We start from the raw sequence: 26,392 nt of genomic DNA, 5'->3' as shown, positions 1-26,392 counted from the left end.
AGTCTGTTGCGCCGGAACGCCCAAAAAATTACTGGAAAAAGTTCCAGACGAGCCCGAACCGGATCATGAAATCGCGGTATGGGTAATGCGGCGCTGAATAGAATTTGTTGCCCGTGAAGCCCGAGTTGAAGTGCTCGGCCTTGAGGAAGAAACGCGTTTGGCGTACGCGGGCGTTCACAAAGAAATCAAGCATCGGAAAACTGCCGATTTCCTTTTGGTTCTGGACAAAAAATTCGCCGAGCATCGGGTTGTATTCGTTGGCGTAATACTTTGTGAAATAGTTGAACGTGACGCCGGTTTGGATGTACAATGCGCGCTTGAAGAAATAATCTGAGTAGTAAAGTGTGTTGCGCGTGGTGAATTTGGGCACGTTCAAAATGTCGTCTTCCTGATCGACTTGCTGGTACAGAATGGTGTTGTCCAGCGCGAACTTGCCGAGCCTGAACTCGCGTGCCACTTTCACCGCAAGGTAATTGATGGCTTTGTCGTACTGCTTTGGCGTAACGAGCTGTAGCGTATCGTTGATGCCGTCTGCGTCGTCGGAGAAAAACAATTGGTCCTTGATGGTGCGCAACTGGAGCGACGCAGTAAGCCATTGGGTTTGGGCTTCGGCTTCGAGCGTATTGATTTTTACGTTCTCGAAATCATTGAACCAGTTGTAGGCGCGGTAACTGCTTTGGTGCAAGTTATAGATGTGATCCGGGATTTTACTTTGGTTCTGGTAGCGAAACGTGAGTTTGTTTTTGTCGTTGATTTGGTAGGACGCCGATGCTTCCGCATTTGAAGTGGCCGGGCCGGCAATGGCGACACTGTACAACAACGCGCCATTCCAGTTGCCTTTGCGGTAGTCATATTGGCCGCCGATGCTGTTGATCTGGTCGTTGAGCGATGAAGGAATCGTGCCGCTGCTGAGCGTGATGATTTTGTCGAAATAGTAATTGTAGCGGAAATCGTCGGCGAAGAAACTGAAACGGCCGAGTGTAGCATTTTCATACACGAGACCGGCTTTGTTGTACATGTGGTTGTATCTGACTTGATCTATCAGTGTTGACGTCACGAAAGCTTCGCCAAACCTTTGGATGGTATAAGTCTGGCCTTGATCGTCGGTAATGGCCGATGCGATGGTAGGCTGGCTGTATTCAAAGAATTTTCGCTCGTAACTGAACTGATGCGTCACATACAGGTTGTTGCTGCCTTTCTTGCCGTTGACCAGAAAACTGTGGTCCACGAAACCTCGGTAACCTTTCAAAAACGATTTGGCGTCCTTGAAATACACTTCGAGCCGTGCACGGTTCCGGAAGGCATTGTCTTCGCCTTCAAAATTTTCATCGCTCACGATGCCGCCGTTCTCGCCGTTGAGCATGTCCTGCGACACATAATGGATGTTAACGGCATAGCGGTCGTTCTTGGTGCGATAACTTGTAGTCATCCGGAAATTGCCGGTACTGGAAAGTTGGTTGATGTATTTTCCGAGGGAACGCAATCCCTTGTAGGCGATGGACATGTTCAAGCGTTCGGACGTGTTGACCGTCAGGAAAGCATCGATGTTCTGGCCCTGTTCCATGACGCTTTTGAAATACAACTCGGTGAGCGGCGTGGCCACGGAATAGTAGCGTACGTCATTCGCTTCGAGATAATTGAAATGCTTGGCTTTGTAACCGGATTCGGGATACGGTGTCTGGCGCGTCAGGCCATAGTATAGCGTGGTATACGTCTGTCCTTCATTGGCGAATGGCATCAACCCGAAGATGTCACGGCGCAGGTAATTGAACTCGTATTCTTTTTTAATGGTCAGCGACGTGTCCACATAAGTCGTGTCTTTGTTTAAGCTGATGATGCGGTATTGGTCGATGGACGCTTTGGGCGCTTCGGCAACTTTGTCGGTGAGCAGCTTGCGCTCTTTGGGCTTGGGTTCCGGCTTGACTTGTGCGAAGCCATGAAGCGAAAGCAAAAGAAAGAATATCAGCGCGTACAATCTCATCGAAAGGTCATTACAAGTTGGGCAAAGGTAATTGGATTTGCCGTATAAAAAAACATCCTGAACGAGTCAGGATGCTTTTACTATGCTAATGTTTTGTTATTCTTTGATGAACTTCTTGGTGAAGGAAGCGCCGTCATAGGTGAAGCGCGCCATATAAATACCACCTGCAAGGTCTGAAAGATCGATGCTGTTGTTCACCAAACCTGCTGCCGTTTTCACTTGTTTGCCCAAGATGTCATAGATGCTGACATCGGTGACTTCGCCATTGTTCGGCACCGCGAAACCAAGTGTAGATTTTACTGGGTTTGGATACAGGACGATGTTGTCTTTGAAGTCAACGCTGTTTGCGGACAAGCCCGCACCATTGTTTCCGCTGGCAATCAGCGAAAAAACCTGTGAACCGCCTGCGAGCGATCCTTTATGGGTAACTTGAATCGTGTACACGCCAGGCGTAGCCAAATCAATCTGTACTTTCTCAATATTGTCAACATCATTATCCGCGTCACGGGTTGCTTCGCTAGTGACGTCTTCAGGATTTAAACGCCACGGAAAATAAGTATTGCCATCTTTCAATACTTTCAGGTCCAAGTTGTTCTTCAAACGTGGAACACGGGAATCGACTGCACCTGTCAGGTTCGTCGCGCCTACTGGGTCTGTCCAGCATATGGTAACAGACAATTTTTGTGGCGCTGTTATGGTTATTTGCTTGGTGAACGTTCCTCCGCCAGACAAAGTATTCTCTTCCAGAACCGTTGAAACATTTCTATTTGAAATGATAGTCGCCGCTGTCTGTCCGTCGGCTAAACCCCAACCGTATTCATAATCTGGTCCGTCTGTCATTCCTGCTTCCCGGGCAGAATGGCAAATCAGGCCCCTTACGGTGGAAGCCCGCATAAAAGCACTATTTAAATTGTTGTAGTGCTTTTGCAACAATACGATAAGCCCTGTAATTGCAGGCGCCGCCATGGATGTTCCATTGAAAATTTCGTAGGCAACGTTTGACGAACTAACGCATGAACTCGTGCCCACACCCTTCGCGGCAATATCAGGCTTGATTCTACCATCATCGGGAGGTCCGAAATTACTAAAACTGCTCATTACCACACTTGATGGATCGACATAATTAAGTTGCTCCTCTACCGCCGCTACAGTTATTCCGTTCTTAGATAAATTTGTTCCTGACAATAGGTCATATCCGCCTTTCAGTCCGTTTTGTTCCAACACCCCATTGTCGCGGTCATTGCCAGCCGCAAGTACAACTTGATAATAGGGATTCAAATTGGATACTTGATCTACTTCTACGGACGAAGAGTCATATGAACCGAACTTCCAACTCGGCAATGACGCGGTGTCATAACCATAAGAATGGTTAGAAACCAAATAGCCACTAGCCCCGAAAGCCAGCATTTCAGAATAGTCGTCGTCCCAGTCATAGCTAAGGCCGGATGCTCCGTATGCCACGCCTCTTCTGGGCGCACTGATACCCGCAGCCAATATTGTTCCCGTGACGTGGGTGGCATGGGCACTAAGGTCTGTGGCACCATCGCCCAAGGTGAGCTTCCCGGTGAGTTCTACATGCGTATTTCGAACTTTCCCTCCATCCCACACCCCGGCAGTAATACCTGCCCCGGTCACGCTAAGACCCAACAATCCGCCCGGATAAAGCCGGTTCGCGCGAATGGTCTTGGAAGAACCGTCATTAAAAATGGTAAAAAAGATAGGCAGGCCGTCTTCAATACGTTGTAGAGAATGACGCTCGCTGTCTACGACACCGAAGCGTTCCTTATAATCGGCAATTAGTTGCTTTTGCGTTGCACTCTTTTCCTTTGCCGCCTGAACTTCAGCAGCAATTGCGTCCTGATCATAAGTGGCCGCTATCTTGTTTCGTTCAGCTTCGGTTTGAGCGAGGCATAACGCTGGCAAAAAGAGAAGTAATATCGTCTTCATAAAAATCGAATAAAAAATTTGCTAAATGTAGTAACATTAAGTATTATTAAATAAAAAAAGCTGTTAAAAAATTAACAGCTCTCTTTACTTAAAAATCCGAAAATCTTAGTACTCAGGATTTTGTTGTATTGCAGAGTTACCGATAATCTCATCGATTGGAATCGGTAAAACATAACGATGATCGTCCAATTGAAGCTCACAAACAGGAACAGCGTTCTCTGAACAATCTCTCTCGTAACGATTAATCGACACGCCACCGGCCAAAGCCCCTAAGCGCCTCAAGTCAATATAACGGTGTCCTTCGAAACAAAGTTCTTTCCTTCGTTCGAGCAAGATATCAGCCCATGCCAGAGTGGCAGAACTGTAAGAAGGCAACGGCTGTGCCTGTCCGCCAGCCATCGTCCTTTGATCACGGAAATCTTTCAACATAGTTGCCACAGTGGCCAAGTCACCAGCCGCAGCACGCGCTTCCATTTTAATAAAAAACATTTCTGACAACCTGAATACTTTCAAGTCATTGGTCAACGCAAAACCAGTAGGACCGCTTAATTTGCCAGGATACTTGTCAATGGTAAGGTTATCCGTTTGTTTGTAGTTTGCAACGGTAGCGTAATCTGGGCGAATGGTGGCAGTTCTATCAATGAATGACCTTACACGAACGTCGCGGTCGTCCGAATCATTCGCAGCATTCGTCGGAGGCTGCTGGAAGTTCGTTGAGAGCAAGCCGTCCTGATCCTGATCGTTCAACAGGTTAAACAAGTTCCTTCCCATATCGTGCAGTACGGAACCACCAGCAGTTGTTGCATTGGTTGTCCAAACGCCCGCAATTGCACCGTCTCCCGGGAACCTGCTCAAGCCCCAGATAATCTCGCCTCTGTTGGTGTCAACCCACATAGCGCGGTAAGGACTGGTTGTTCCAGTAGCAAATGTGGTGGCGGTTGTAAAAGAGCCGGCTGATGCCAAACTCAGACCAGAGTTATTGATTACCCAATCGGCAGCCGCTTCGGCAGCCGGATAATTACCACGATAAGCATACATTCTGGCACGAATCGCATAAATCAGGTTTTTCGAAGCATAGAAATACGCATTAGCTCCTGTTCTGTCAACGATACTGGCCTCAGCGTCGTCGAGATCGGACTCAATCAAGGCGAAGACCTCACCAGTAGTGTTTCTTGGTAGCTGCTCTTGCAAATCCGGTACGCGATCCATCAGGATTACACCCAATGAACTGTCGTCTGTCATATCTTCAGCAAAGTAAGACATCAATTGCAAGTGACAAAACGCACGAATAACCTTCGCTTCTGCAATGATTGAATTATAGCGTGACAAATCAGCGGCCGACGGAGTGATTGTAGCAGCGCCTTTCAGCAAACGGTTAGAATAATTGATCGCTGAATAATGGCTCAACCATATGGATGAAGCGTTGCCATTGTTGTTGTTCAATACCAATTTATACAAATCGAGATTCTGACCCGCATTGGCAGGGCCGAAACCTACTTCATCAGTAAAAATAGAGGTGAAAGCGATTTCGCTCGTAGTCGTCAATTGTGAATACGTACCTGTAAGGTATTGATCCATATCGTCCACCGTACGGAATGTAGCGTCTTCATTAAATTCGCCATCCTGTACGATGTCGCGGGCGTCGTCGCACGAAAAGAACAACGTTCCTGCAGCAAAAAGTGCAATTAATCTGAATTTTTTCNTTTTCTTTTTTTTAGAATTGAATATCAACACCAACAGAAGCAATTTTCGGAGACGGATAGCCACCTTGGTTGCTTGCGTTCAAGTTTTCAGGATCAAAACCTCTCCACCTTGTCCAAGTAAGATAATTCTCAAATTGTCCAAATACACGCACGCTGGTCAGGAAAGTCTTTTCCAGCATTTTCTTCGGTACGTCATAACCTACAACGAGGTTTTTCAAACGGAGGTATGAAGCGTCCCTGAGGAAACGGTCAGAAATTCCGTCGAAGCTGGTGTTAGTAGCGGTAAGCGATGGATAGTTAGAATCTGTGTTGGTTGGAGACCAAGCATTGAGATAATCCGTGGTTCCTGGATACTGTCCGATAACTTCCGGGGCAGACAAGTTCGCCAAGTCAAAGTCGAAACGATAGATATCTGTCACAAACGAGAAGTCGGTGTTTACGAAAATACCTTTATAGTTTACATTAAAACCAAAGCCACCTTGGTACTTCGGCAGGTAGGTTTTACTTAGAAAACGCCTGTCTTCGTCAGTCGGTGTCTCTGTCAAACTTCCGTCAGCAGCCAAGAACAAAAGGTTACCGTTTTCTTGGTTCACTCCTACGTAAGGCACCAAGTAAAATGCATTCAACGGCTGGCCATTTGCCTGGGAAATGTTCCCCTCGAACTGGAGGTCTTCACCCGGCGCATAAATAATGCCTTCCCTAGTATTTTTGTTGTAAGAACCGTTAAAATAAAGGTTGATTTTCCAGTCGCTTTTTTTCAAGAGGTCATAACGGAGGGTCAATTCCACGCCCTCGTTCAAAAGTGTACCCTGTGTATTGGCAGCGTAACCATATTGCGTGGTCACACCCGAAACGTTATCAGTGTCGAACAAGTCCTTTGTCTCTTTCCTATACACGTCGATGCTACCACTCAAACGCTTTTTAACTGAAAAGTCAACACCCAAGTCAACTTGCGTGGTGGTTTCCCATTTGAGATCCGGGTTGCCGATTTGCCCAATATAATAAGCCGCCGGCGCATTGTCATAGCCGCCTCCAATGGCGGTAAGGTCGCGGGTATAAGATCCGCCGATGTAAAGTGGGTTCACACCGTACCCGGCATACAGAAAGTTTTGGTTACCTGTAGTACCATAAGATGCCCTGAGCTTCAGACCATCAAACCAGGTATTGTCCATAAACTTCTCTTCGTCAATGTTCCACCTACCGGCGATCGACCAGAAAGTACCCCATGCATTGTCAGCAATAAATCGGTAAGACGAGTCACGACGAAGCGTTGCCACCAAACCATATTTACCGTCATAATCATAATCAAAAGTTGCAAAATAAGAGAACAATCCGGCAGTAGCTTTCGAAGCACTTACGGTTGGCCTGTACAAATTGTTGACTTCGTCGAACGGCACGTAGCCTGTTCCCGCTCCAAATGACCATGTCTGCGGGTTCAAACCGTCCTGACGCTGCGCCTGAGTGTTCGCGTGACTCTTAATATACTCGACAAAAACCGACGCGTCGATAGTGTGCTTGTCTTTGAATGTTTTTACAAAGTTTAAGCGCTGTGTAGCAGTAAACCCAAAGTCACGTGCATAAGACATGTCTTCGATGCCACCAAACTCCGTCCCGTTTGTTTCAGCAACTGCACGAGCCAGGAATGACCAAGGCGCCCTTGCAAACAACCTGCGGCTTTCATTAAAATCGATACCGGCGGTAGAGGTAAATTTCAAATAATCGGTAAACTTATAGGTACCCGAAGCATTGAACAACAATTTGATTTCACCATACTCGTTTGGAATATTTCCGGGCGCAATGTAATCGAGCAAAGCCATCGGGGCTTGGTATAAGTCGTTCTCTGCATCTTCAGGATCATTGTATTCCGGAAGGTTCGCATAAAACTCATCCCAGATGCGCTGGCCGTTTACGTAACGGCTTGGGTCAACCCATGGCATGGAAGCCAAAATACCTTGCAAAGGGTTTTGCACCACGTTTGCATTCAAACCTGAATTGGTTTCTTGGTTCAACTGGCTTCTTTTTGAGTACGAACCGGTAAAGTTGGTTGAATAGTTGAACTTGTCGTTCGACGTCTTACCGGTGAAATTCGTACGAACCGTAAATCTCTTGAAATAAGTAGTTGGCACGATACCGTCTTGATCAAAATAACTCAAAGACGTAAAGTTGGACATATTCTCACCACCTTGCGTAAAGCTTAAGTTATGAGTACGTGTTACGCCAGTTTGGAAAAAGTAGTCTTCCCAATCCGTATCGACATCCCATGCGTTAATTTCATCGTCGGTCAAACCAGCACCGTCGTGTGCGGCTGTAGCATAACCCACGCCCAATTGCTTTTCAAGTCTAAGCTCCTGCCTAGCGTTAAGCAAGTTGTAACGGTTTTGTTGCAAAACAGAAAAACCAGTGCTTCCGTTATACCGAACCTGCAATTTCGAATTGTATTTCCCTTTTTTGGTTGTGATAACCACCACACCACTGGCACCACGGTTACCGTAGATTGCAGTAGCCGAAGCATCCTTCAACACGGTAATGGATTCGATATCTTCGGCGTTCAAAGCCCTGAATACAACAGAGTTTGTAGCCACGTTATCAATTACATAAAGTGGATCTGTAGCACCATTTACCGATGAATAACCCCTCAAAACAATGTCAATTTTTGCGGAACCTGGCGTACCAGATGCACTGGCGATATTCAAACCGGCCACTTGCGATTGAAGCGACTGCAAAAATGAAACGTTCGGTCTTCCCTCAACGACATCGGCACTCACAGTAGTTTGAGCAACGGCAGCCTTTTTACGACTAACCGTACGGTAACCGTCAATAACAACTTCCGCCAATTTTGTTGCACTTTGGCTCAAAGTTACATTGATGGTGTTCGATGCGCCGACGGTTGCTGTCTGGTCAGCCAAACCTACGAATGAAAATATCAACACATCGCCTGTTTTTGCCTGGATGGAATACTTCCCATCGATGTCTGTTTGCACGCCTTTATTCGTACCACGTACGACTACATTCGCGCCAGGCAATGTTCCTGTGGCATCAGAAACAACACCTGTAATCGTTTTCTCCTGTGCAAAAGAAAACTGAAGTGTTAACGCCAATAAAAGCGTAAAAATCCATTTCAACTTCGATCTCATATTACATTTATTTGAGTTAGTTATTCCGCAAACTTCATAATTATTTCTTAATTACGCAAATATTACCAAGTAATAATCATTTTTAACGTTTGTTAAGCCTGCACTTTAAAATCGGGTCATTTTGACTTAATTTTCTAGATGCACTTACTGTGTGGAAGGTTGCGATGTTTTTATAATTTTGTAAAAATTAACAGAATGCTTGGCAGAAAATTTTCCGAATTCACCCTCGAAGCCGGCACCGACGAAGCTGGCCGTGGCTGTCTTGCCGGGCCGGTTACCGCTGCCGCAGTCATTCTTCCCGAAAACTTCTCGCACGATTTACTCAACGACTCCAAACAATTGTCAGAAAAATCACGCGACACACTTCGCCCATTGATCGAAGCCCAAGCACTCTGCTACTCGGTGACACATATTGAACATCACATTATAGACGAAATCAACATCCTCAACGCCTCAATCCGGGCCATGCAGGAATGTGTACAAAAGCTGAATCCTACACCGAATTTCCTGATTGTAGATGGCAATCGTTTTAAGCCTATCCAGGACATCCCACACAGTTGCATCGTCAAAGGCGATTCAAAATTTATGAGCATTGCCGCGGCGTCTATCCTCGCGAAAACCTGGCGCGACGACTACATGAACCGCATCCATGAAGAATTCCCGATGTACAATTGGAAACAAAACAAAGGTTATCCCACCGAAGAACACCGCGCAGCCATCAAAAAATATGGCGTGACGAAATACCATCGGATGTCATTCAGGCTTTTACCGGAGCAACTGGCGCTTGACTTTGAGGAAGATTTGAGTTTTGACGGAGTTCGGCTTCAAATAACACGCTGAAGTGCGCGAGGATTTTCGCTTTGACTTCGTCCATATCCACGGCCTCGACACCCAATTCCACATGTAAAGACGTCACTGCTTTTCCGCGGATGCCGCAGGGAATGATGTTGTCGAAATAGCCCAAATCCGAATTCACGTTCAACGCAAATCCGTGCATCGTCACCCAACGCGACGCGCGAACGCCCATGGCGCAGATTTTCCTGGCGAACGGCGTACCCACATCGAGCCACACACCTGTTTCGCCTTCGCTCCTAACGCCTTTCAGTCCGTATTCGGCTAAGGTCAAGATGATGGTTTCCTCCAGCAATCGCAGGTATTTGTGGATGTCAGTAAAGAAATTTTCAAGATCAAGGATTGGGTAACCCACAATCTGCCCGGGACCGTGATAGGTAATGTCGCCGCCACGGTTGATTTTGTAGAACGTCGCGCCCTTCGCTTCGAGTTGCTTTTCGTTCAACAACATGTTCGATTCGTCGCCACTTTTGCCCAGTGTGTACACGTGCGGATGCTCAACAAATAAAAAGTGGTTGGGAGTAGCTTCTGGAAACTCGCGGTGTCGGTTGCCCATTTTCACACCCACGATTTCCTGAAACAGCATTTCCTGGAAATCCCAGGTTTCCTTGTAGTCTTTCCGGCCGAGGTCGCGGACGTTGACAGTCTTGTTCATGCCGCAAAATTACGAAGTTATTTCTTCTTCTCGAGCACGACTTCCAGGTTGAGTTTTTCCGGATCGTCCAGGTATTCCGTAAACGGGTATTGAATGGTCACGACTTTACGGTCATCGCTAAACATCGCCGTTTTATTCGACACCGATTTCACCTTTCGCGGAAAATGGTATTTCAACGTGTAGTTCGACCCTGCGAACATCATTGCAGTCATGCCGGTCGTGTCTTTCTTCGCTGCCAACGCCGCTTTGTCCTTCACGACAACATTGCGTTTGAACGATGTGCCATCGAACGAAAACTTCAAATCCGTAGCATTGCCGTTCCCGATGGACGACAACGGATTGTCTTCGCCTGCGCCCGGCTGTTTGGGTTTGACGGCATTCATCGCCTGCATCATGTCCATGAGTTCGTCGGCTTTCTTAAAATCCATAAACATCGAAATGAGGAATTGCTTGTCTGCGGCTTTCATCTTCATATTGACCGACACGTTTTCCAACTTCTTCAATCGGGCCTGTTCGTCGGCCGGCAACTTGGAAATACTGTCGCGCTTGGCATCGAACATTTCCTTGAACGTGAAAGTCGAATCGACATCTTTTTCGCCGCCCATCTTATCGCCCGCCATCGCCATCAATCCGGATGCATCGATATCGAAGGACAGTTTGCCGCTGCCGTCTTCATTGACATATACATTTTCTGTGATTTGGCAACTGGTAAAAAACACGCAAACCAGCGCGGCCAGGAACAACCGGATTTTCATAAGATTGGATTTTGTTTCCGCCAAATATACAAATTACGTTCACGCCGGCGCCGTTGCAACTGTGCAACTTATGCGTTATCTTTGCGCACTTAAAAATCACAGCAATGGCTTTATCAGAACAGGAATTGTTGCGCCGCGAAGCAATGGCGGAACTGCGCAACATGGGCATCGAACCTTATCCGGCAAACGAATTCACCGTGACGGCACATTCCAAACAAATCCTTGAACATTTCGAGGAATTCGACGGAAAAGAAGTCGTGCTCGCCGGCCGGATGATGTCGCGCCGCATCATGGGCAAAGCGTCGTTCGCCGAACTCAAGGACAGCGAAGGCCGCATCCAGGTGTACATCACCCGCGACGATGTTTCTGATGACGAAGAAAAAACGATGTACAACGTCGTGTTCAAGAAATTGCTGGACATCGGTGATTTCATTGGCGTGCGCGGCACGGTATTCAAGACGCAGGTCGGTGAAATCTCGGTACACATCCACGAGATGAAAGTCTTGGCGAAAGCCTTGCGCCCGTTGCCGATCGTAAAGGTCGATGCCGATGGAAAAGTCCACGATGCGTTTGCCGATGCCGAACAACGCTACCGCCGCCGTTATGTGGATTTGACCGTAAACGATCACGTCAAGGAAACGTTCATCAAGCGCACGAAACTCTTCAATGCGATGCGGAGCTTTTTCAACGACAAAGGTTATCTGGAAGTGGAAACGCCCGTATTGCAACCCATTCCCGGCGGTGCGGCAGCGCGTCCGTTCGTGACGCATCACAATGCGCTCGACGTGCCTTTGTATATGCGCATCGCCAACGAATTATACTTGAAAAGACTGATCGTCGGCGGGTTCGACGGCGTGTATGAATTTTCCAAGAACTTCCGCAACGAAGGCATGGACCGCACGCACAACCCGGAATTTACCGCCATGGAAATCTACGTCGCGTACAAGGATTACCACTGGATGATGAATTTTACCGAGAACCTGCTGGAGCATTGCGCGATGGCCGTCAACGGCACGACCGAAGCCACTTTCGGCGAACATACGGTAAATTTCAAAGCGCCGTATGCCCGCGTATCGATGACCGATGCCATTAAGCAGTATACCGGCTTTGACATCACCGGAAAATCGGAGCAAGAATTGTTCGAGGCCGCAAAATCAATGGGAATCGAAGTCGATGCGACCATGGGCAAAGGCAAGTTGATCGATGAAATCTTCGGCGCGAAATGCGAAGGCAACTTCATCCAGCCGACGTTCATCACCGATTATCCGAAGGAAATGTCGCCGCTGTGTAAATCACACCGTGACAATCCTGACCTTACAGAGCGATTCGAACTGATGGTCTGCGGTAAGGAAATCGCCAATGCGTATTCGGAACTCAACGACCCGATTGATCAACGCGAACGCTTTGAGCACCAGTTGTTGTTGGCCGAAAAAGGCGACGACGAGGCCACGCAATTCATCGATACGGACTTTTTGCGCGCCCTGGAATACGGCATGCCGCCAACGTCCGGACTCGGCATCGGCATGGACCGACTCATCATGTTCCTGACCAACAATTCGTCAATTCAGGAAGTGTTGTTCTTCCCGCAAATGCGTCCGGAGAAAAAAGCAGTACAACTCACCGATGATGAAAAACTCATTTCGGAAATGCTCAAGGCCACCAAATCATTGGCACTCGACTTACTCAAGGCGCAAACCGGCCTGAGCGGCAAAAAATGGGATGCGGCCATGAAAGGATTGTCTAAACACGGATTGGTCAAAGTTGTCGTAGAAGGCGACAACAAGACCGTCGAACTAATCGGATAAAGATGAAAAAGATTTGGCTTTTGCTATTGTTGTCATCGCTCACCGGCATGGCGCAACAATTTTCATGGAGTGAAGAACCGACAGCCGTGCAAGACGAATCGGCATTCCAGATCAGTCGTTTTTTCACGGGCAGGCTGTTCGTGGTGAAAACCAAATACAACATGGAAACGTTCAACAAAGACGTTTTCGTGGACATTCTCGACCCGCGCGACGATTTTGAAAAAGACACGATGAATTTGTCTGTGGAACAACCGCTAATGGGCTTGAACATGTCTACGCTGTTGGAGATATTCCCACTCACCGACCGCGATTATGTCTTTTTCCAGAGCGAGTTCGACCGCAACACCAAAAGCACGACGCTTTCGTGGCTGAAGGCCAATATGGATACCGGCAAGAAATCCAAGTTGGAAGCCATTACATCGATGCCAGGCAAAAACGCCGTTAACCCTGGGAATATGTTCGTGGCGCAATCGCCGGGAAAAACGCATTACGCCGTATTGAAAGAGCCATCCTATGACAAGAAAGTGAACCAAAAAATCACTTTTGCCCTGCTCGACAAGAACTACAAAGTCTTGAAGGAAAAGGAATACGAGTTTCCGTTCAGTTCCAAGCAATCGGGCAATCATGAAATGTTCGTATCGGACGCGGGCATCGTCTATCTGGTCAAGGAAATTGACTTGCCGAAAATGAAGCCGTACAAATCGGTTTACATCTGGAACCCGGCCACCGATGCTGTTACCGAACAGACGCTCAAACTCGACAACGACTGGCAAATCCATCAAATCAAAGGCAATTTCAACAACGACGAATTTTACCTTTACGGATTGTATACCGATGCCGGCTCGCGCAATTTCCAATTCCGGGCATCGTTCAATGGCTCGTCGGGCGTGACCAGCCTCGGCATTATGGTGGCGAAATTCGGAACCGACGGTTTGAAGAAATACATGATGTTGAACGACACCGGACGCATTTCGGATTTAAACATCAAGGATTTTGTTCCGGCTGGCGACAAAACGTGGGCGCTGCTCGACCGCTTGAATGCCAATGGGAAAAGGCGTCCGCTGAACCAGACGAACATGCAGATCATCTACGATTATACCTACACCGATCAAGGCATCGAGATCGGGATGATTGACAACGCCACGGGCAAACTCGATTGGCGCAACAGCATCAAGGTTGATCGGCCGGCGACGGTAAACGACAACGGCAATTTGCATTCGTATATGTATTTCATCGGAAACGACGGCATCGACATCATCTACAACCAATACCAAGGACAGAACCTGAGCCAGCTGCCGGTACTGAAAAGATATTCGAAATCCGGACAATTGACCGGAACGACGAACATCCCAGGTATGCTTCCGCAGAAGTATTCGCTCGATACGTCAATGGCCGTAAAAATGCCTGACGGCAAATACATCGTAAGGGCAAAACTCGGCAACAGCCGCGCCGTGTACGGCTTTTTGAATTTCTAGCTGTTAATTTTCCGCCAATTTCAAAACGCCCTTAAACCCTTTATGGGGCATTGCGTCCTACGGCGGAATTTTAAAAATTTACACCATGAAAAAACTGATTGCCGTTGCAATCCTGATGACCGGACTGGCATCGTTTGCACAAGAAGGAAAACCGATGCAGAAACGCGACAAAGCCGAGCAACTTACACCGGCGCAACGCAACGAACTTCACTTGAAGAAACTCACGCTCGAACTCGGACTTAATGACGCACAACAGAAGGAAATGGCCAAAGTCATCGCCGACGAATCAGCAAAAAGGGAAACGGTAAAAGCCGAACGCGAGAAGAAAGTCGCAGCCGGACAAAAACCTACCGCCGATGAACGTTTCGCAATGAAAAGCAAAATGCTCGATGAGCAAATCGCCGTGAAGGAGCGCGTCAAAAAAATCCTGACACCGGAGCAATTCGAGAAATGGGAGAAGATGAAAACCGCGCAACGTCACCACATGAAACAAGGCGCTAAAAAGCGTCAGATGAAGCCGGAAGACAAAAAATAATTTTGTCGGTTCGCAAAAATAAGTTAGCTTTGGTTGCTAATTCCAATAAAAAATTATACTAATGAAAAAACTAGTTGCCTTCGTTACCTTGTTTTTTGCGTTTGCTGTTTCGGCCAATGCGCAAGAAGATAAAAAGATGGACGCCGTCAATGCCGCTAAAGCCGACGCCGTTAAAATGACCGAGACTTTGGGCCTTACGGGAGAACAGCAAAGTGCATTCGTGAACCTGTTCGTGATGAAACACAACGTGATGAACGATGCAACTGCGCCGGAAGCTAAGAAAAAAGAAATCACTGAAGTGATGAATGCGAAAATCAGGGCTACGTTGAACGCCGAACAAAATGCGAAACTCGATGCAAACCCTGCATTGCTTGACGAATTGACCGGAACTGCCGAACTCAAGAAAGCGAAAGCCAAGAAGTAATCAAAGAATACTCTTAAAAAAAGCGACCCGAAAAGGTCGCTTTTTTTGTTTATAAATTCTTGGAGACTTTGTCTATTGCGGCTATGGTAAAATCCAGATCGTCATAGGTCAGCGCATCGGTAATGAACCAGGTTTCGTATGCCGACGGCGCAATGTAAACGCCTTCGGCCAACAATCCGTGAAAGAACTTCTTAAAAGTGTCATTGTCGCCTTTGGCCGCAGAAGTAAAATCAGTTACGACATCTGGCGCAAAATGGACCGAAATCATAGACCCTTTCCTATTGATGGTATACACTACGCCGTTTTTGTCTAACACCTCGCGGATGCCATTCTCTAGGTAGGCGGTTTTCTCTTCTAATCTTTGGAATATCTCGGCGTCGGCGTTCAAGGCTTCCAACATAGCCAAGCCAGCCGCCATCGCCAATGGGTTGCCTGACAAGGTTCCGGCCTGATAGACCGGACCAACGGGCGCCAGATAATTCATGATCTCGTTTCTTGCCGCGAATGCACCCACGGGCAATCCGCCGCCAATCACCTTTCCGAACGCCACGATATCGGCTTCGACATCATACAATTCCTGAGCACCGCCTTTGGCCAGTCGAAAACCGGTCATCACTTCGTCAAAAATGAGCAAGATGCCGTTGGCCGTACACAACTCGCGTAGACTTTCCAAAAACCCGGGAACCGGCGGGATGCACCCCATATTCCCGGCGACCGGCTCAATGATGATGGCCGCAATTTCATTCGGATTGGCAGCTACCAGGGCCGACACATTCTCGATGTCGTTGTATCGTGCCAACAGCGTGTCTTTGGCCGTACCCTGTGTTACGCCCGGGCTGTTCGGGACGCCAAACGTACTGGCACCGCTCCCGGCCTGGATCAAAAAAGAATCGGAATGACCATGATAGCAACCCGCGAATTTGATAATTTTATCCCGTTTCGTATAGCCACGGGCAAGCCTGATGGCGCTCATACAAGCTTCCGTACCCGAATTTACGAACCTGATCTTGTCGATGTTCGGCACCATGCTGATGGCCAATTTTGCAATCTGCGTTTCGAGTTCAGTCGGCATCCCGAATGAAGTACCCGATTTGGCGCGCTGCGTTACCGCATCCACAACCGGATCGAACGCGTGGCCCAATATCATCGGACCCCAAGAATTGATGTAATCGACAAGCCTGTTGCCGTCTTCGTCGTACAGGTAAGCGCCTTTGGCACGCCGGACGAAAATCGGGGTTCCACCGACGCCCTTAAATGCGCGCACAGGTGAGTTCACGCCGCCTGGAATGACTTTCTCGGCTTCGGCGAAGAGTGCGCTACTCCTTTGGTATAGCATATTATTTTATCTTGAGGATTTGGCCGATGGAAATAGCATTCTCCGACAAGTCGTTTTTGCGCCTGAGTTCATCGACACTAAGATTGAATTTTTTCGAAATCGAATACAACGTGTCGCCTTTCACAACTTCGTAGGTATCGATATTGTTGGCTTTCACGCCTTGGCTTGCCGTGAGCGGGCCAGTGTTCAACGGAACGAATTCGTCGCCCATGACTTCCGCGTCGTACCGGTTCAGCTGGTAACGTTCGATGATGCCAATGAGTTTTTCCGGGTATTTTGGGTCGGTGGCATATCCGGCCGCCTTCAACCCGCGCGCCCAGCCTTGGTAATCGCGTTTATCCAAATTGAACAAAAAAGCATACCGGTCTCGCGTAGTCAGGAACAGCGAATGGTCTTGATAAGACTGGCTCGGATCGTCATATTTCCGGAAGCATTCCTGGGCTGCGTCGTCGTCGTAAGCCACGCTCGGCCCAGTCCATTCTTTATGGCATTTGATCCCGAAATGATTGTTGGCCAATGCACTCAACGGCCCGGTACCGGCACCAGATTCAAGAATGCCTTGCCCTAATGTTATACTGGCCGGAATCCCGAATTTGTTCATGTTGCTTTTCGCGATGTCTTTGTATTGCCCGATGTAATCCAGTACCATTTGCGTGGTTACCCGTACACGAGTAGTCGCTTCCAGGATTTCCTGTTTGGAATATACGGTCGTATTTCCGGATGACTTCTCGGGCTCTTTTGCGCCTTCGTATTGCGCTTCGATTTTCTTCATTTCTCCGGATTGGTTCGATGAAGATTTTTGTGCCACCGGTTTGGCCGTTGCTGTTGCGGGCTTCTTTGTTACAGGCTTTCGGACATTTCTGGCAACGGGTTGCGGTTTTTTATACGTTGTCGTCTTTGCTACCGGTTTGTTTCCGCCGCAGGAAGCCAGCACAATGACCATCATTAAAAGAAAAAGTCTCTTAAACATTGGTTGTTATTAGTGGTTGTTTGTTGCGTTTCAGTTTGTTGTTCATGCCTTCGATTCCTTGAAGCCCACCGGTATGGATGGCCAGGATTTTTGAGCCTGTCGGAAAACTTCCTCGGTTGATCATGTCCATAACGCCGAAAAGCATTTTCCCAGTATAAACCGGATCCAGCGGCACGCCGTTTTCCAGATGAAAACGGTTGATGAACGACACCAATTCTGGCGTAATCCTTCCGTAGCCTCCGAAGTGATAATCAGGAATGATGCGCCAGTTTTTCCCTGAGGTAAACTTCCGGATTTCGTCACCTAAGAAATTTCCTTTCAACGACGGGAACACCAAAACCTGTTGTCCTTCTTGACTGGCATTAATCAATCCGGCCGCCGTTCCGCCCGTCCCTGCGGCACAGCAAAGATAATCAAAATCGGCATCCGCTTGGGTTAAAATTTCCTCACAGCCTTTTACGGCAAGCGCGTTTGTTCCGCCCTCGGGCAGCAAATAAAATGACCCGAACTGCTCCTGCCATGCGGTAATGTTATCAGCATTGGCCTTTTGTCGATACGCTTCGCGGGACACGAACACCAACTTCATCCCACAATTCGCCGCAAATGAAAGCGTAGGGTTTTCGCGCACTTTCCCTTCTAACTCTTCTCCTCGGATAATCCCGATCGTATCAAACCCATGCATTCTTCCTGCTGCCGCGACCGCCGCGATATGGTTGGAAAAAGCGCCGCCAAAAGTTAGCAACCGGGTATGGTTTTGCTTGGCAGCTTCCAAGAGATTGTATTTGAGTTTGCGGAATTTATTGCCCGAAACCACCGGATGAATCAGGTCTTCGCGCCGTATGGATAAAGTGACGCTTCGGTCTGGAATGTGAACGGTTTGGGTCGTGACTTCCATGTCACAAAAATAGCAATAAAAAAAGCGGCCAAAGCCGCTCTGATGTTATAATTTTCTGAAGATGGACACCTTTCGGCTAAAGCTTTGCCCTTTGTCCGTAAGTAGTTTCACGATGTAGATACCTTCACTCAGACCGCTGGTAGAGAACCGGTATTCTGCCTCAGTCCCAAGTTTGTTCTTGTGCATCACCAACTTTCCGGTGATGTCGTACAAACTGCAAGAATTAAGCTCGAGCATGTCCGGATTGGCAATTACCAATTGCTGCGCATCGTTGTCCTGAAGGATGTCAAAAGCATTTTCGTCTACACCCGGAACGCCGAGCGATGAGTTGATGAAAGTAATCTCATAACGACTGGTTTCGATCCCCGCAGGCAATGTGACATCAAAATCCGCTTCCTTTACATCATAGTAAATGTCGGTAAGTTTGTCGTGAACATATACATTTTCGGCATCGGTAAAATTGAGCATTTCAGCCACACGGATCCTAAAAGTACCTTGCCCGTCGCTCTTTAATCCGAGTGGAATTTTTTTGTTGATGTCAAAATCGATGGCGGCAATGACATACTCGCCACTTTCCAAGGCAAAGAAACCATCGGTATTGCCGCCGCCTGGCGACTTGGCATCCATCGCGCGGTCGATACCATCGGTCGCCAACGGATTGAACGTCAAGGCCAATTGTCGCACGCCTTGATTGTTCAGCAAGATGTTAAACCTGATTTGCGGATTCGGCAACATGCTCACTTGCGTGTAATCAAACCCAGAAACCGATGGGATTTCCGGATAGTTAGTGTCGCCCAAACCCGGTGAAGCAGCGCCATGCCCTGCAGAAGCCGGGCGTTCGAAATGTGAAATCACGCCTTCTTTCTGGAATACGCGGTAGACATTTTCCATCGTCACGGTTCCGTCCACGCTGCCTTCTATCATGAAACCTTGTCCCACGGGAGAGAATTTCCGTGGATAATTTGTTCCCGTGCCGACAACACCCAATTGTGTTCCGGCACCATTGTACGCGTAAAAGGTTGGCGGTGTATAGGTATTGGTTCCTGCGGCATACGTCCCGTAACCTCCTTGATAAGAAGCTATTAAATGAGAATTTACGGTCTTGTCTTGCTCCCAAAAATACGCCACGCCAGTACAGTTGGTCGCGGCCAGTAGGAATGCTTGCAAATCAATGGCGGATGGGTATGGATTACCGGTCAAAGTCAATTTTCCCGCACCCACGGTAATCGAAATATCTCCGTCATTGGGTTTGCCGCGGAAATCATAACGTTGCGCAGCGCCAGGATTGTTGGACACGCCACCTTCCGAAAAAGAGGCATCGGTTCCAGATGTGCCTTTCATCGTAAAACCTTCCCCGGCACCGATTGTAGACGCCGCGCCTACCGAAACCCACTGAGAATACGTGGAAGACGACAGAAACTTAAATATCCACCGCGGCGCGATGTTCAAGCCTGGGTTGGAAGCTTCGCCGTTGAGCGCCGTCATTGATAACATGGTTGCAGGCGTGCTTGCCGTCACCGACGACGGGCGATTCAACATCGTCACACCAAACGCCTCATTGCCTGTAGCCGCAGAAGCATTGCCCACCGGCGAACACCAATAATTATATTCAAAATTATCGACGGTGCCTTCCTGGAAAACCGACAGCTTACCTTGGCCTTGGTTGGTCGATGTCGCCGTTGTGCCCTGCAACAGCTGTCCGCCATTGCGCAAATACAGGTTCGAGTTGTTCTGCAGGTTTACATCTTGTTTGACGAACAAGTATTGGTCGCCCACATACACGTAACTGTTCGGGTTCGCTGCAATGTACAGCTGCGCCGTCATGGCAAAACCGCTAAGAATAGAGAGCAAAGTAAATATCTTCTTCATGGCCTCATTGTTTCTGATAAAAATACAAATATAAATACATCATTCACAGCTTTTTATAAAAATACGCGCAATTACGTATAAAAAAGTTGTTCGTCCATCCATAACGTCGTTCGTCTAAAATTGTGGAAAACTTTTACAAATATTGTAGGAATTTCCACCATGTTCTAGAGGGCAAATACACGAAATTGGCTTCGTGCGCATACGCTTCGCGCTCGAAACTGATGTTCCGGTAGGCCTTGTCATAGTTTCGGTATTGTGCGAGCCGCCACAAGAATTCAATCCCGTACCAAATAAAAAAAGGCAGTATACCCAGTTCCAATTGCTGCCGCAAGTGGATTTTTTCATGATTGACATAGGCTGCATCGGCGGCCTGCGCTTTATGCCGCAAAATCACGAACGGGAAAATCGCGATTCCGTCAAAACCTTTCGGCACCAAATATTTCGAAACCAGCAAAAACATCCTATTTTTGTAGAAATGGAGGAACAAAGTAAGGAAAATAAACTCATTGAAGGCGAAGATTATTACCTCACGCCCGAAGGATTCAAGGTTTTTACCGAAAATTTCCACCTTAAGCGCGGCTATTGCTGCCGTTCCGGATGCCGGCATTGCCCGTACGGCTTCGACAAAAATACGGGTACGATCAGGAAGAAAAATTAAATGGGCGTTGCCTGCGGCCAGGCTTTCCGCACTCGCTTTGGGAAAAACCTCACAGGTTACAAAAACCTGTGAGGTTTCCCAAGAGCTCAAACAGTGCTGCAATCCTTAACGCGGTTCGCACTAATCTGAAACATATGACTTTTCAAGAACAAATCAAACAAGGCATTCCGCAAGAACTGCCACAACCCAAACCCTACGACCCGAACATCAACCACGCGCCCAAACGCAAAGAAATCCTTTCACCCGAGGAGAAAAAACTCGCCCTCCGCAACGCGCTGCGCTATTTCGACAAAAAACACCACGCGGTGTTGGCCCGGGAATTCGCCGACGAGCTCAACACCTACGGCCGCATATATATGTACCGGTTCCGGCCGGATTATGAGATGAAAGCCCGTCCGATTTCGGAGTATCCCGGAAAATCGGAGCAAGCCAAAGCCATCATGCTCATGATCCAAAACAATCTCGATTATGCCGTGGCGCAGCATCCGCATGAACTCATCACGTACGGCGGCAACGGCGCGGTGTTCCAGAACTGGGCGCAATACCTGCTCACGATGCAATACCTTTCGGAAATGACGGACGAACAAACCTTGGTCATGTATTCCGGCCACCCGATGGGATTATTCCCGTCGCATACCGAAGCGCCACGCGTGGTCGTGACCAACGGCATGATGATCCCGAACTATTCCAAACCAGACGATTGGGAAAAATTCAATGCACTCGGCGTTACCCAATATGGCCAGATGACCGCGGGCAGTTATATGTACATCGGGCCGCAGGGCATCGTCCACGGCACGACAATTACGGTGTTGAACGCCGGTAGAAAAATCGCCAAGAACGGCGAAGATCTCACCGGAAAAGTGTTCGTCACTTCAGGTCTAGGCGGTATGTCCGGCGCACAACCCAAAGCCGGAAACATCGCAGGCTGCATCACGGTTTGCGCCGAGGTCAACCCGAAAGCTGTACACACACGTCACTCGCAGGGTTGGGTTGATGAAGTCATCAAAGATCTAGACCAACTCGTGGCCCGTGTCCATTCAGCAAAAGCCAACAAAGAAGTCGTATCCATCGCTTATGAAGGCAACGTAGTTGACGTCTGGGAAAAATTCGATGCCGAAAACCTTCACATTGATTTGGGTTCAGACCAGACTTCACTGCATAATCCGTGGGCTGGCGGCTATTATCCGGCCGGGCTTACCTTTGAGGAAGCCAAAAACATGATGGCCGAAAACCCGTCATCGTTCAAGGAAAAGGTACAGGAATCGCTTCGACGTCATGCAGCCGCCGTAAACAAACATACCGCAAAAGGCACGTATTTCTTCGACTATGGCAACGCGTTCCTGCTCGAAAGTTCACGCGCCGGCGCCGATGTCATGGCATCAAACCACATCGACTTCAAATACCCGAGTTATGTTCAGGACATTTTGGGTCCGATGTGTTTTGACTATGGATTTGGTCCATTCCGCTGGGTTTGTTGCTCCGGAAAACAGGAAGACTTGCAAAAGACCGACAACATCGCCCGTGAAGTCCTGGAAGAAATGGCCAAAACCGCTCCGGCGCGCATCCAGCAACAAATGCAGGACAACATCCGCTGGATCATCGGTGCGCAACAAAATAAACTGGTCGTTGGCTCCCAGGCCAGAATTCTTTATGCTGATGCCGAAGGCCGCATGAAAATCGCCGAAGCGTTCAACGAAGCCATCGCCAATGGCCACATCGGCCCCATTGTTCTCGGCCGCGACCACCATGATGTTTCCGGTACCGATTCGCCCTACCGCGAAACATCCAATATTTATGACGGTTCAAGATTTACCGCAGATATGGCCATACACAATGTCATCGGAGACAGTTTTCGGGGCGCCACTTGGGTATCCATTCACAACGGCGGCGGCGTAGGTTGGGGCGAGGTTATCAACGGCGGTTTCGGTATGGTTCTTGATGGCTCGGCAGCGGCTGAAAAACGCCTGAAATCCATGCTTTTCTGGGATGTCAACAACGGCATTTCCCGACGAAGCTGGGCCAGGAACGATGAAGCCATGTTTGCAATCAAACGCGCGATGGAATCCGAGCCTTTACTCAAGGTCACCATCCCGAATCTGGTTGACGACGCCATCCTCAATAATATATAAATGAAAAAACCTGACAGCATCGGGCTGATGATCATGGGAATCGGACTTTTACCGGTAGCCTTGCTCATGAGTTCTTTGTGGTTGCAGGCGATTGTGCTGGTGGCTTCGATGGTCTTAAACATCTTGGCGATTGCCCGGAGTTTCAAAGAAAAAAAGAAAAATAAATTATAAACCACCGCTATGAAAACATTTAAATTACTTCCCCTGTTGCTGCTCCTGATTGCGAGCAGTTGCGCGTCAGTCAGCGTGAATACCGACTATGACAAACGCGTAGATTTTACACAGTTTAAGACCTATGCGTTTTACAAGACCGGCATCGATAAAGCCGAAATCTCCGATCTTGACAAAAAGCGCATCCTACGTTCCATCGACGAAGTCATGGCCGCCAAAGGATTTACCAAAAGCGACAATCCAGACTTACTCGTAAACTTCTTCACCAAAGCCCGCGAAGAAGTAAATGTCAATCAATTCAATGCCGGCTGGGGTTACGGCTGGGGCTGGGGTTGGAACCCGTTCTTCTGGGGCGGCTACAATACGGTTTACACAACTACCGAAGGCACGCTCTATATTGACCTGATCGATGCGAAGAAGAAAGAAATGATCTGGCAAGGCCAAGGCATCGGAAACCTCACGAAAGACGCCGAAAAGAAAGACGAAGTCATCAAGGAATTCGTATCGAGCATACTGGCAAAGTATCCGCCGGAAATAAAAAAGTAACATTTGAAACCGCCGCAATTGGCGGTTTTTTATTGACGATTCCGCAACAATTTCTTTACCGATGAAAAAGTTTGGTTTACCTCTTTTATTTTTGGCACGCCAACCAATAGAATATTTTTGGCCGCTAACTTAATGAAGATGAAGAAACTGTTCCCTTTTGCGCTCTTGACGCTTCTCGCAGCGCAAACCGCAACAAGCCAATCGCTGCCGCAGGAAATGTATTTTTCGGCCGATGGCAAAATCCTCTATACGGGCGGCCAGGCGCCAACCGGATTTTACGACCGCACCACCATCAAGGACGTGTATCTCACTTTCGCACAAACCAACTATTGGAGTTTGTTGCAGGCCAACTACAGCAGCGAAACGGAAATCCCGGCGTCGCTGACTTATGATGGCATAACGTATGAAAATGTCGGCGTGCGTTTCCGCGGAAACACTTCGTACCAGCAAACCGGCACATCGCAGAAAAAATCATTTGCGGTTTCCACAGACTTCGTCGATCCAGACCAAACCATCGCGGGCTATAAGAATTTCAAATTCAACAACGGCCACCAGGACGCGACGTTCATGCGCGAAGTGTTGTACAACCGGATGGCCCGTCGTCACACCCCGATTGCGAAGGCCAACTACATCCATTTGTACATCAATAACCAGGATTGGGGCATTTACCCAAACGTCCAGTCAACAGACAAAACGTTCATTGAACAGTGGTTCACCAGTAACAATGGTGCAAACTTCCGGGCCAATCCAGACGATGGCATGCCCGGCGGCGGCTGGGGAGATGGCACGGCAGGCATGAATTATCTCGGCGCGTCGGCAACAACATATCAGAATTATTACAACCTCAAGTCGTACGATTTTACCGATGTGGAATCAGAAGCCTGGCAAAAACTAATCGATGCGTGCCAGACCTTGAGTGCAGCCACCAACGCCAACAAGGAAGCTACCCGTGCGAAAATCGACATCGATAAAGCGCTTTGGTTTCTGGCCGCGGAAAACATTTTCACCGACGATGACAGCTACGTCATGAAAGGCAAGATGGATTACATGGTGTATTATGCACCGGAAACCGACCGTACCGTCCCGTACGAATACGACGGCAATTCTACTTTTGAAAGCGCCGCCGCAACCTCATGGACACCATTCAAGAATGCCACGAGCGTGAACTATCCGCTGCTCAACAAATTGCTCAACATCCCGGAATGGCGCCAGCGTTACCTCGCACACTACCGCACCATTTTGAACGAAACTTTTACGACGACAAATGCAAATGCAATCATCGATGAAATGAACGCACAAATCGCCTCGCTTGTCGCCGCCGACCCGAAGAAATTGTACACGACCGCACAATACACCAGCGGCGTCACGCAACTCAAGACCATTGTAGCCAACCGCAGGAATTACCTGATGGCCAACACCGAAGTGGCGCAAGTCGCACCGGTCATCGCATCGGCACCTTTTTACAATAGCGTTATGGCGGAAACTGTCCCGCTGGCTGGCGAAGTGGCCAATATCAAAGCCACTGTAACTTCCACCAACGGCATCAACAAAGTAAATTTGTACTATGCCACCGGATTGGTCGGGAACTTCACCGTCACACAAATGTTCGATGACGGCGCGCACAACGACGGCGCCGCTGCAGATGGCGTTTACGGCGCATCAATCCCGGGTTATGCCGCCGGTACGTTCGTACGGTATTACATCGAAGCCATCGCCAACAATGCGGCCTTGTCTGCTTCTTACCTGCCGGCGGGTGCCGAACACGACATTTTCGTTTACACCGTAACGGCCGAACAAGCTTCGAATGGCGTAGTCATCAACGAAATCCTGGCGAGCAATTCTGCCGGTGCCACAGACGAAGCCGCCGAACTGGAAGACTGGATTGAACTTTATAACAATAATGCTACAGCCGTTGACCTCAGCGGTTTTTACCTGACCGACGATGCCACCAACCTCATCAAATGGCAGTTTCCTTCTGGAACAACGATTCCTGCCAACGGTTACCTGATTGTCTGGGCCGACGAAGACCAGGATCAAGGACCGCTGCACAGCAATTTCAAATTGTCGGCGAGCGGCGAAGTCGTTGTGTTGTCTGATCCGTCGCAAGGCTTAGTGGATTCGGTGACTTTCGGTGCGCAAACCGCCAACACGGGTTACGCCCGCGTGCCGAACGGTACCGGAGATTTCGTTTCGCAGGCGCCGACATTCAATGCGAACGATGAAATTCCGCTGGCCAATCCGTCGGTGTCGGTGAGCGATTTGGTCGTCTATCCGAATCCGGCGAGCAACGTCCTTTACATTGCAAATGCCCAAGCGCTTGACGGAAAGAAAGTCGTTTTGTACAATGCGCTCGGTCAGAAAGTATACGAAGCAACGGCTTCCGCGAGCATGGAAATCAATACCTCAGGGTACGCTTCAGGTTTGTATTTCTTGAAATCTGACGGTATCACCAAAAAGATAATCATCAGGAACTAAACCGAACCTGATTTTTTTGTTTTTTGTTTAATGAAAAAACCGCAGCTAATTGGACTGCGGTTTTTTTTGTCGGTAAT

General features: G+C 48.4%; 21 protein-coding genes. 10 read left to right on the top strand and 11 right to left on the bottom strand.

The genetic code is table 11. The annotated features are described in order from the left end of the window. Positions 1-28: 28 nt before the first annotated feature. The 4 genes from ACM9J1_RS08555 to ACM9J1_RS08540 all read right to left on the bottom strand — a co-directional run bounded on the left by ACM9J1_RS08555 (position 29) and on the right by ACM9J1_RS08540 (position 8,765). Positions 29-1,981 (bottom strand): putative porin, encoded by a 1,953-nt coding sequence (locus ACM9J1_RS08555; RefSeq protein ID WP_415581621.1) that lies wholly within the window; start codon positions 1,979-1,981, stop codon positions 29-31. A 96-nt stretch (positions 1,982-2,077) separates the two neighbouring features. Next, positions 2,078-3,928 carry a S8 family serine peptidase gene (locus tag ACM9J1_RS08550; RefSeq protein WP_415581620.1) on the bottom strand — a complete coding sequence of 617 codons (1,851 nt, stop codon included), beginning with the start codon at positions 3,926-3,928 and terminating at the stop codon, positions 2,078-2,080. Positions 3,929-4,033: 105 nt separating this feature from the next. Then, entirely contained in the window at positions 4,034-5,515 is a 1,482-nt protein-coding gene (locus ACM9J1_RS08545; protein ID WP_415581815.1) for a RagB/SusD family nutrient uptake outer membrane protein, read from the bottom strand. Between the two features lie 127 nt (positions 5,516-5,642). Next, the gene (locus ACM9J1_RS08540; protein WP_415581619.1) at positions 5,643-8,765 is read right to left on the bottom strand and encodes a SusC/RagA family TonB-linked outer membrane protein; all 3,123 of its coding nucleotides are present in this window, start codon (positions 8,763-8,765) and stop codon (positions 5,643-5,645) included. 195 nt (positions 8,766-8,960) lie between these two features. Between ACM9J1_RS08540 and ACM9J1_RS08535 the strand changes: the two genes are divergently transcribed. Further along, positions 8,961-9,605 carry a ribonuclease HII gene (locus tag ACM9J1_RS08535; protein ID WP_415581618.1) on the top strand — a complete coding sequence of 215 codons (645 nt, stop codon included), beginning with the start codon at positions 8,961-8,963 and terminating at the stop codon, positions 9,603-9,605. Here the strand turns inward: ACM9J1_RS08535 and lipB are convergent. Together lipB and ACM9J1_RS08525 are read right to left on the bottom strand one after the other, a co-directional pair. Continuing rightward, positions 9,523-10,272: a lipoyl(octanoyl) transferase LipB gene (gene lipB / locus ACM9J1_RS08530; RefSeq protein ID WP_415581617.1), complete on the bottom strand. Its 750-nt coding sequence runs from the start codon at positions 10,270-10,272 to the stop codon at positions 9,523-9,525. The two genes, ACM9J1_RS08535 and lipB, sit on opposite strands and share 83 nt — an antisense overlap. Positions 10,273-10,289: 17 nt before the next feature. Next, positions 10,290-11,027, bottom strand: a complete 738-nt coding sequence (locus ACM9J1_RS08525) for a hypothetical protein (protein ID WP_415581616.1) — start codon at positions 11,025-11,027, stop codon at positions 10,290-10,292. A 104-nt stretch (positions 11,028-11,131) separates the two neighbouring features. Between ACM9J1_RS08525 and lysS the strand changes: the two genes are divergently transcribed. The 4 genes from lysS (at position 11,132) to ACM9J1_RS08505 (ending at position 15,266) form a co-directional block, all read left to right on the top strand. Next, a complete protein-coding gene (gene lysS / locus ACM9J1_RS08520; protein ID WP_415581615.1) occupies positions 11,132-12,832 on the top strand; it encodes a lysine--tRNA ligase in 1,701 nt (566 codons plus the stop codon). Positions 12,833-12,834: 2 nt separating this feature from the next. Then, the gene (locus ACM9J1_RS08515; RefSeq protein ID WP_415581614.1) at positions 12,835-14,307 is read left to right on the top strand and encodes a hypothetical protein; all 1,473 of its coding nucleotides are present in this window, start codon (positions 12,835-12,837) and stop codon (positions 14,305-14,307) included. Between the two features lie 85 nt (positions 14,308-14,392). Next, positions 14,393-14,842 (top strand): hypothetical protein, encoded by a 450-nt coding sequence (locus tag ACM9J1_RS08510; RefSeq protein WP_415581613.1) that lies wholly within the window; start codon positions 14,393-14,395, stop codon positions 14,840-14,842. Positions 14,843-14,903: 61 nt separating this feature from the next. Beyond that, complete coding sequence (locus tag ACM9J1_RS08505) at positions 14,904-15,266, top strand: hypothetical protein (protein WP_415581612.1); 363 nt, start codon at positions 14,904-14,906, stop codon at positions 15,264-15,266. Between the two features lie 49 nt (positions 15,267-15,315). Here ACM9J1_RS08505 and hemL read toward each other — a convergent pair whose 3' ends face one another. The 5 genes from hemL to ACM9J1_RS08480 form a co-directional block, all read right to left on the bottom strand. Then, positions 15,316-16,602, bottom strand: a complete 1,287-nt coding sequence (gene hemL / locus ACM9J1_RS08500; RefSeq protein ID WP_415581611.1) for a glutamate-1-semialdehyde 2,1-aminomutase — start codon at positions 16,600-16,602, stop codon at positions 15,316-15,318. Position 16,603: 1 nt separating this feature from the next. Then, entirely contained in the window at positions 16,604-17,572 is a 969-nt protein-coding gene (locus ACM9J1_RS08495; protein ID WP_415581610.1) for a glucosaminidase domain-containing protein, read from the bottom strand. Beyond that, on the bottom strand, positions 17,565-18,467 hold the full coding sequence (locus ACM9J1_RS08490) for a 1-aminocyclopropane-1-carboxylate deaminase/D-cysteine desulfhydrase (RefSeq protein WP_415581609.1): 903 nt from the start codon (positions 18,465-18,467) through the stop codon (positions 17,565-17,567). Before ACM9J1_RS08490 ends, ACM9J1_RS08495 begins: the two co-directional genes overlap by 8 nt. A 45-nt stretch (positions 18,468-18,512) precedes the next feature. Beyond that, positions 18,513-20,336: a T9SS sorting signal type C domain-containing protein gene (locus tag ACM9J1_RS08485; RefSeq protein WP_415581608.1), complete on the bottom strand. Its 1,824-nt coding sequence runs from the start codon at positions 20,334-20,336 to the stop codon at positions 18,513-18,515. Between the two features lie 133 nt (positions 20,337-20,469). Continuing rightward, complete coding sequence (locus ACM9J1_RS08480; RefSeq protein WP_415581607.1) at positions 20,470-20,796, bottom strand: hypothetical protein; 327 nt, start codon at positions 20,794-20,796, stop codon at positions 20,470-20,472. A 15-nt stretch (positions 20,797-20,811) separates the two neighbouring features. On the opposite strand from ACM9J1_RS08480, the gene ACM9J1_RS08475 reads away from it, so the two are divergent. The 5 genes from ACM9J1_RS08475 (at position 20,812) to ACM9J1_RS08455 (ending at position 26,315) form a co-directional block, all read left to right on the top strand. Continuing rightward, the gene (locus tag ACM9J1_RS08475) at positions 20,812-20,994 is read left to right on the top strand and encodes a DUF5522 domain-containing protein (protein ID WP_415581606.1); all 183 of its coding nucleotides are present in this window, start codon (positions 20,812-20,814) and stop codon (positions 20,992-20,994) included. Positions 20,995-21,128: 134 nt separating this feature from the next. Further along, entirely contained in the window at positions 21,129-23,123 is a 1,995-nt protein-coding gene (locus ACM9J1_RS08470) for a urocanate hydratase (RefSeq protein ID WP_415581605.1), read from the top strand. Further along, complete coding sequence (locus ACM9J1_RS08465) at positions 23,124-23,294, top strand: hypothetical protein (RefSeq protein WP_415581604.1); 171 nt, start codon at positions 23,124-23,126, stop codon at positions 23,292-23,294. Positions 23,295-23,303: 9 nt separating this feature from the next. Beyond that, positions 23,304-23,840, top strand: a complete 537-nt coding sequence (locus ACM9J1_RS08460) for a DUF4136 domain-containing protein (RefSeq protein ID WP_415581603.1) — start codon at positions 23,304-23,306, stop codon at positions 23,838-23,840. 138 nt (positions 23,841-23,978) lie between these two features. After that, on the top strand, positions 23,979-26,315 hold the full coding sequence (locus tag ACM9J1_RS08455) for a CotH kinase family protein (protein WP_415581602.1): 2,337 nt from the start codon (positions 23,979-23,981) through the stop codon (positions 26,313-26,315). Positions 26,316-26,392 lie beyond the last annotated feature (77 nt).

The organism is Flavobacterium longum (assembly GCF_965137575.1).
Taxonomy (GTDB): Bacteria; Bacteroidota; Bacteroidia; order Flavobacteriales; family Flavobacteriaceae; genus Flavobacterium; species Flavobacterium longum.
Note: the sequence above shows the minus strand (reverse complement) of the source record. Positions and strands in the feature narration are given on the sequence as shown.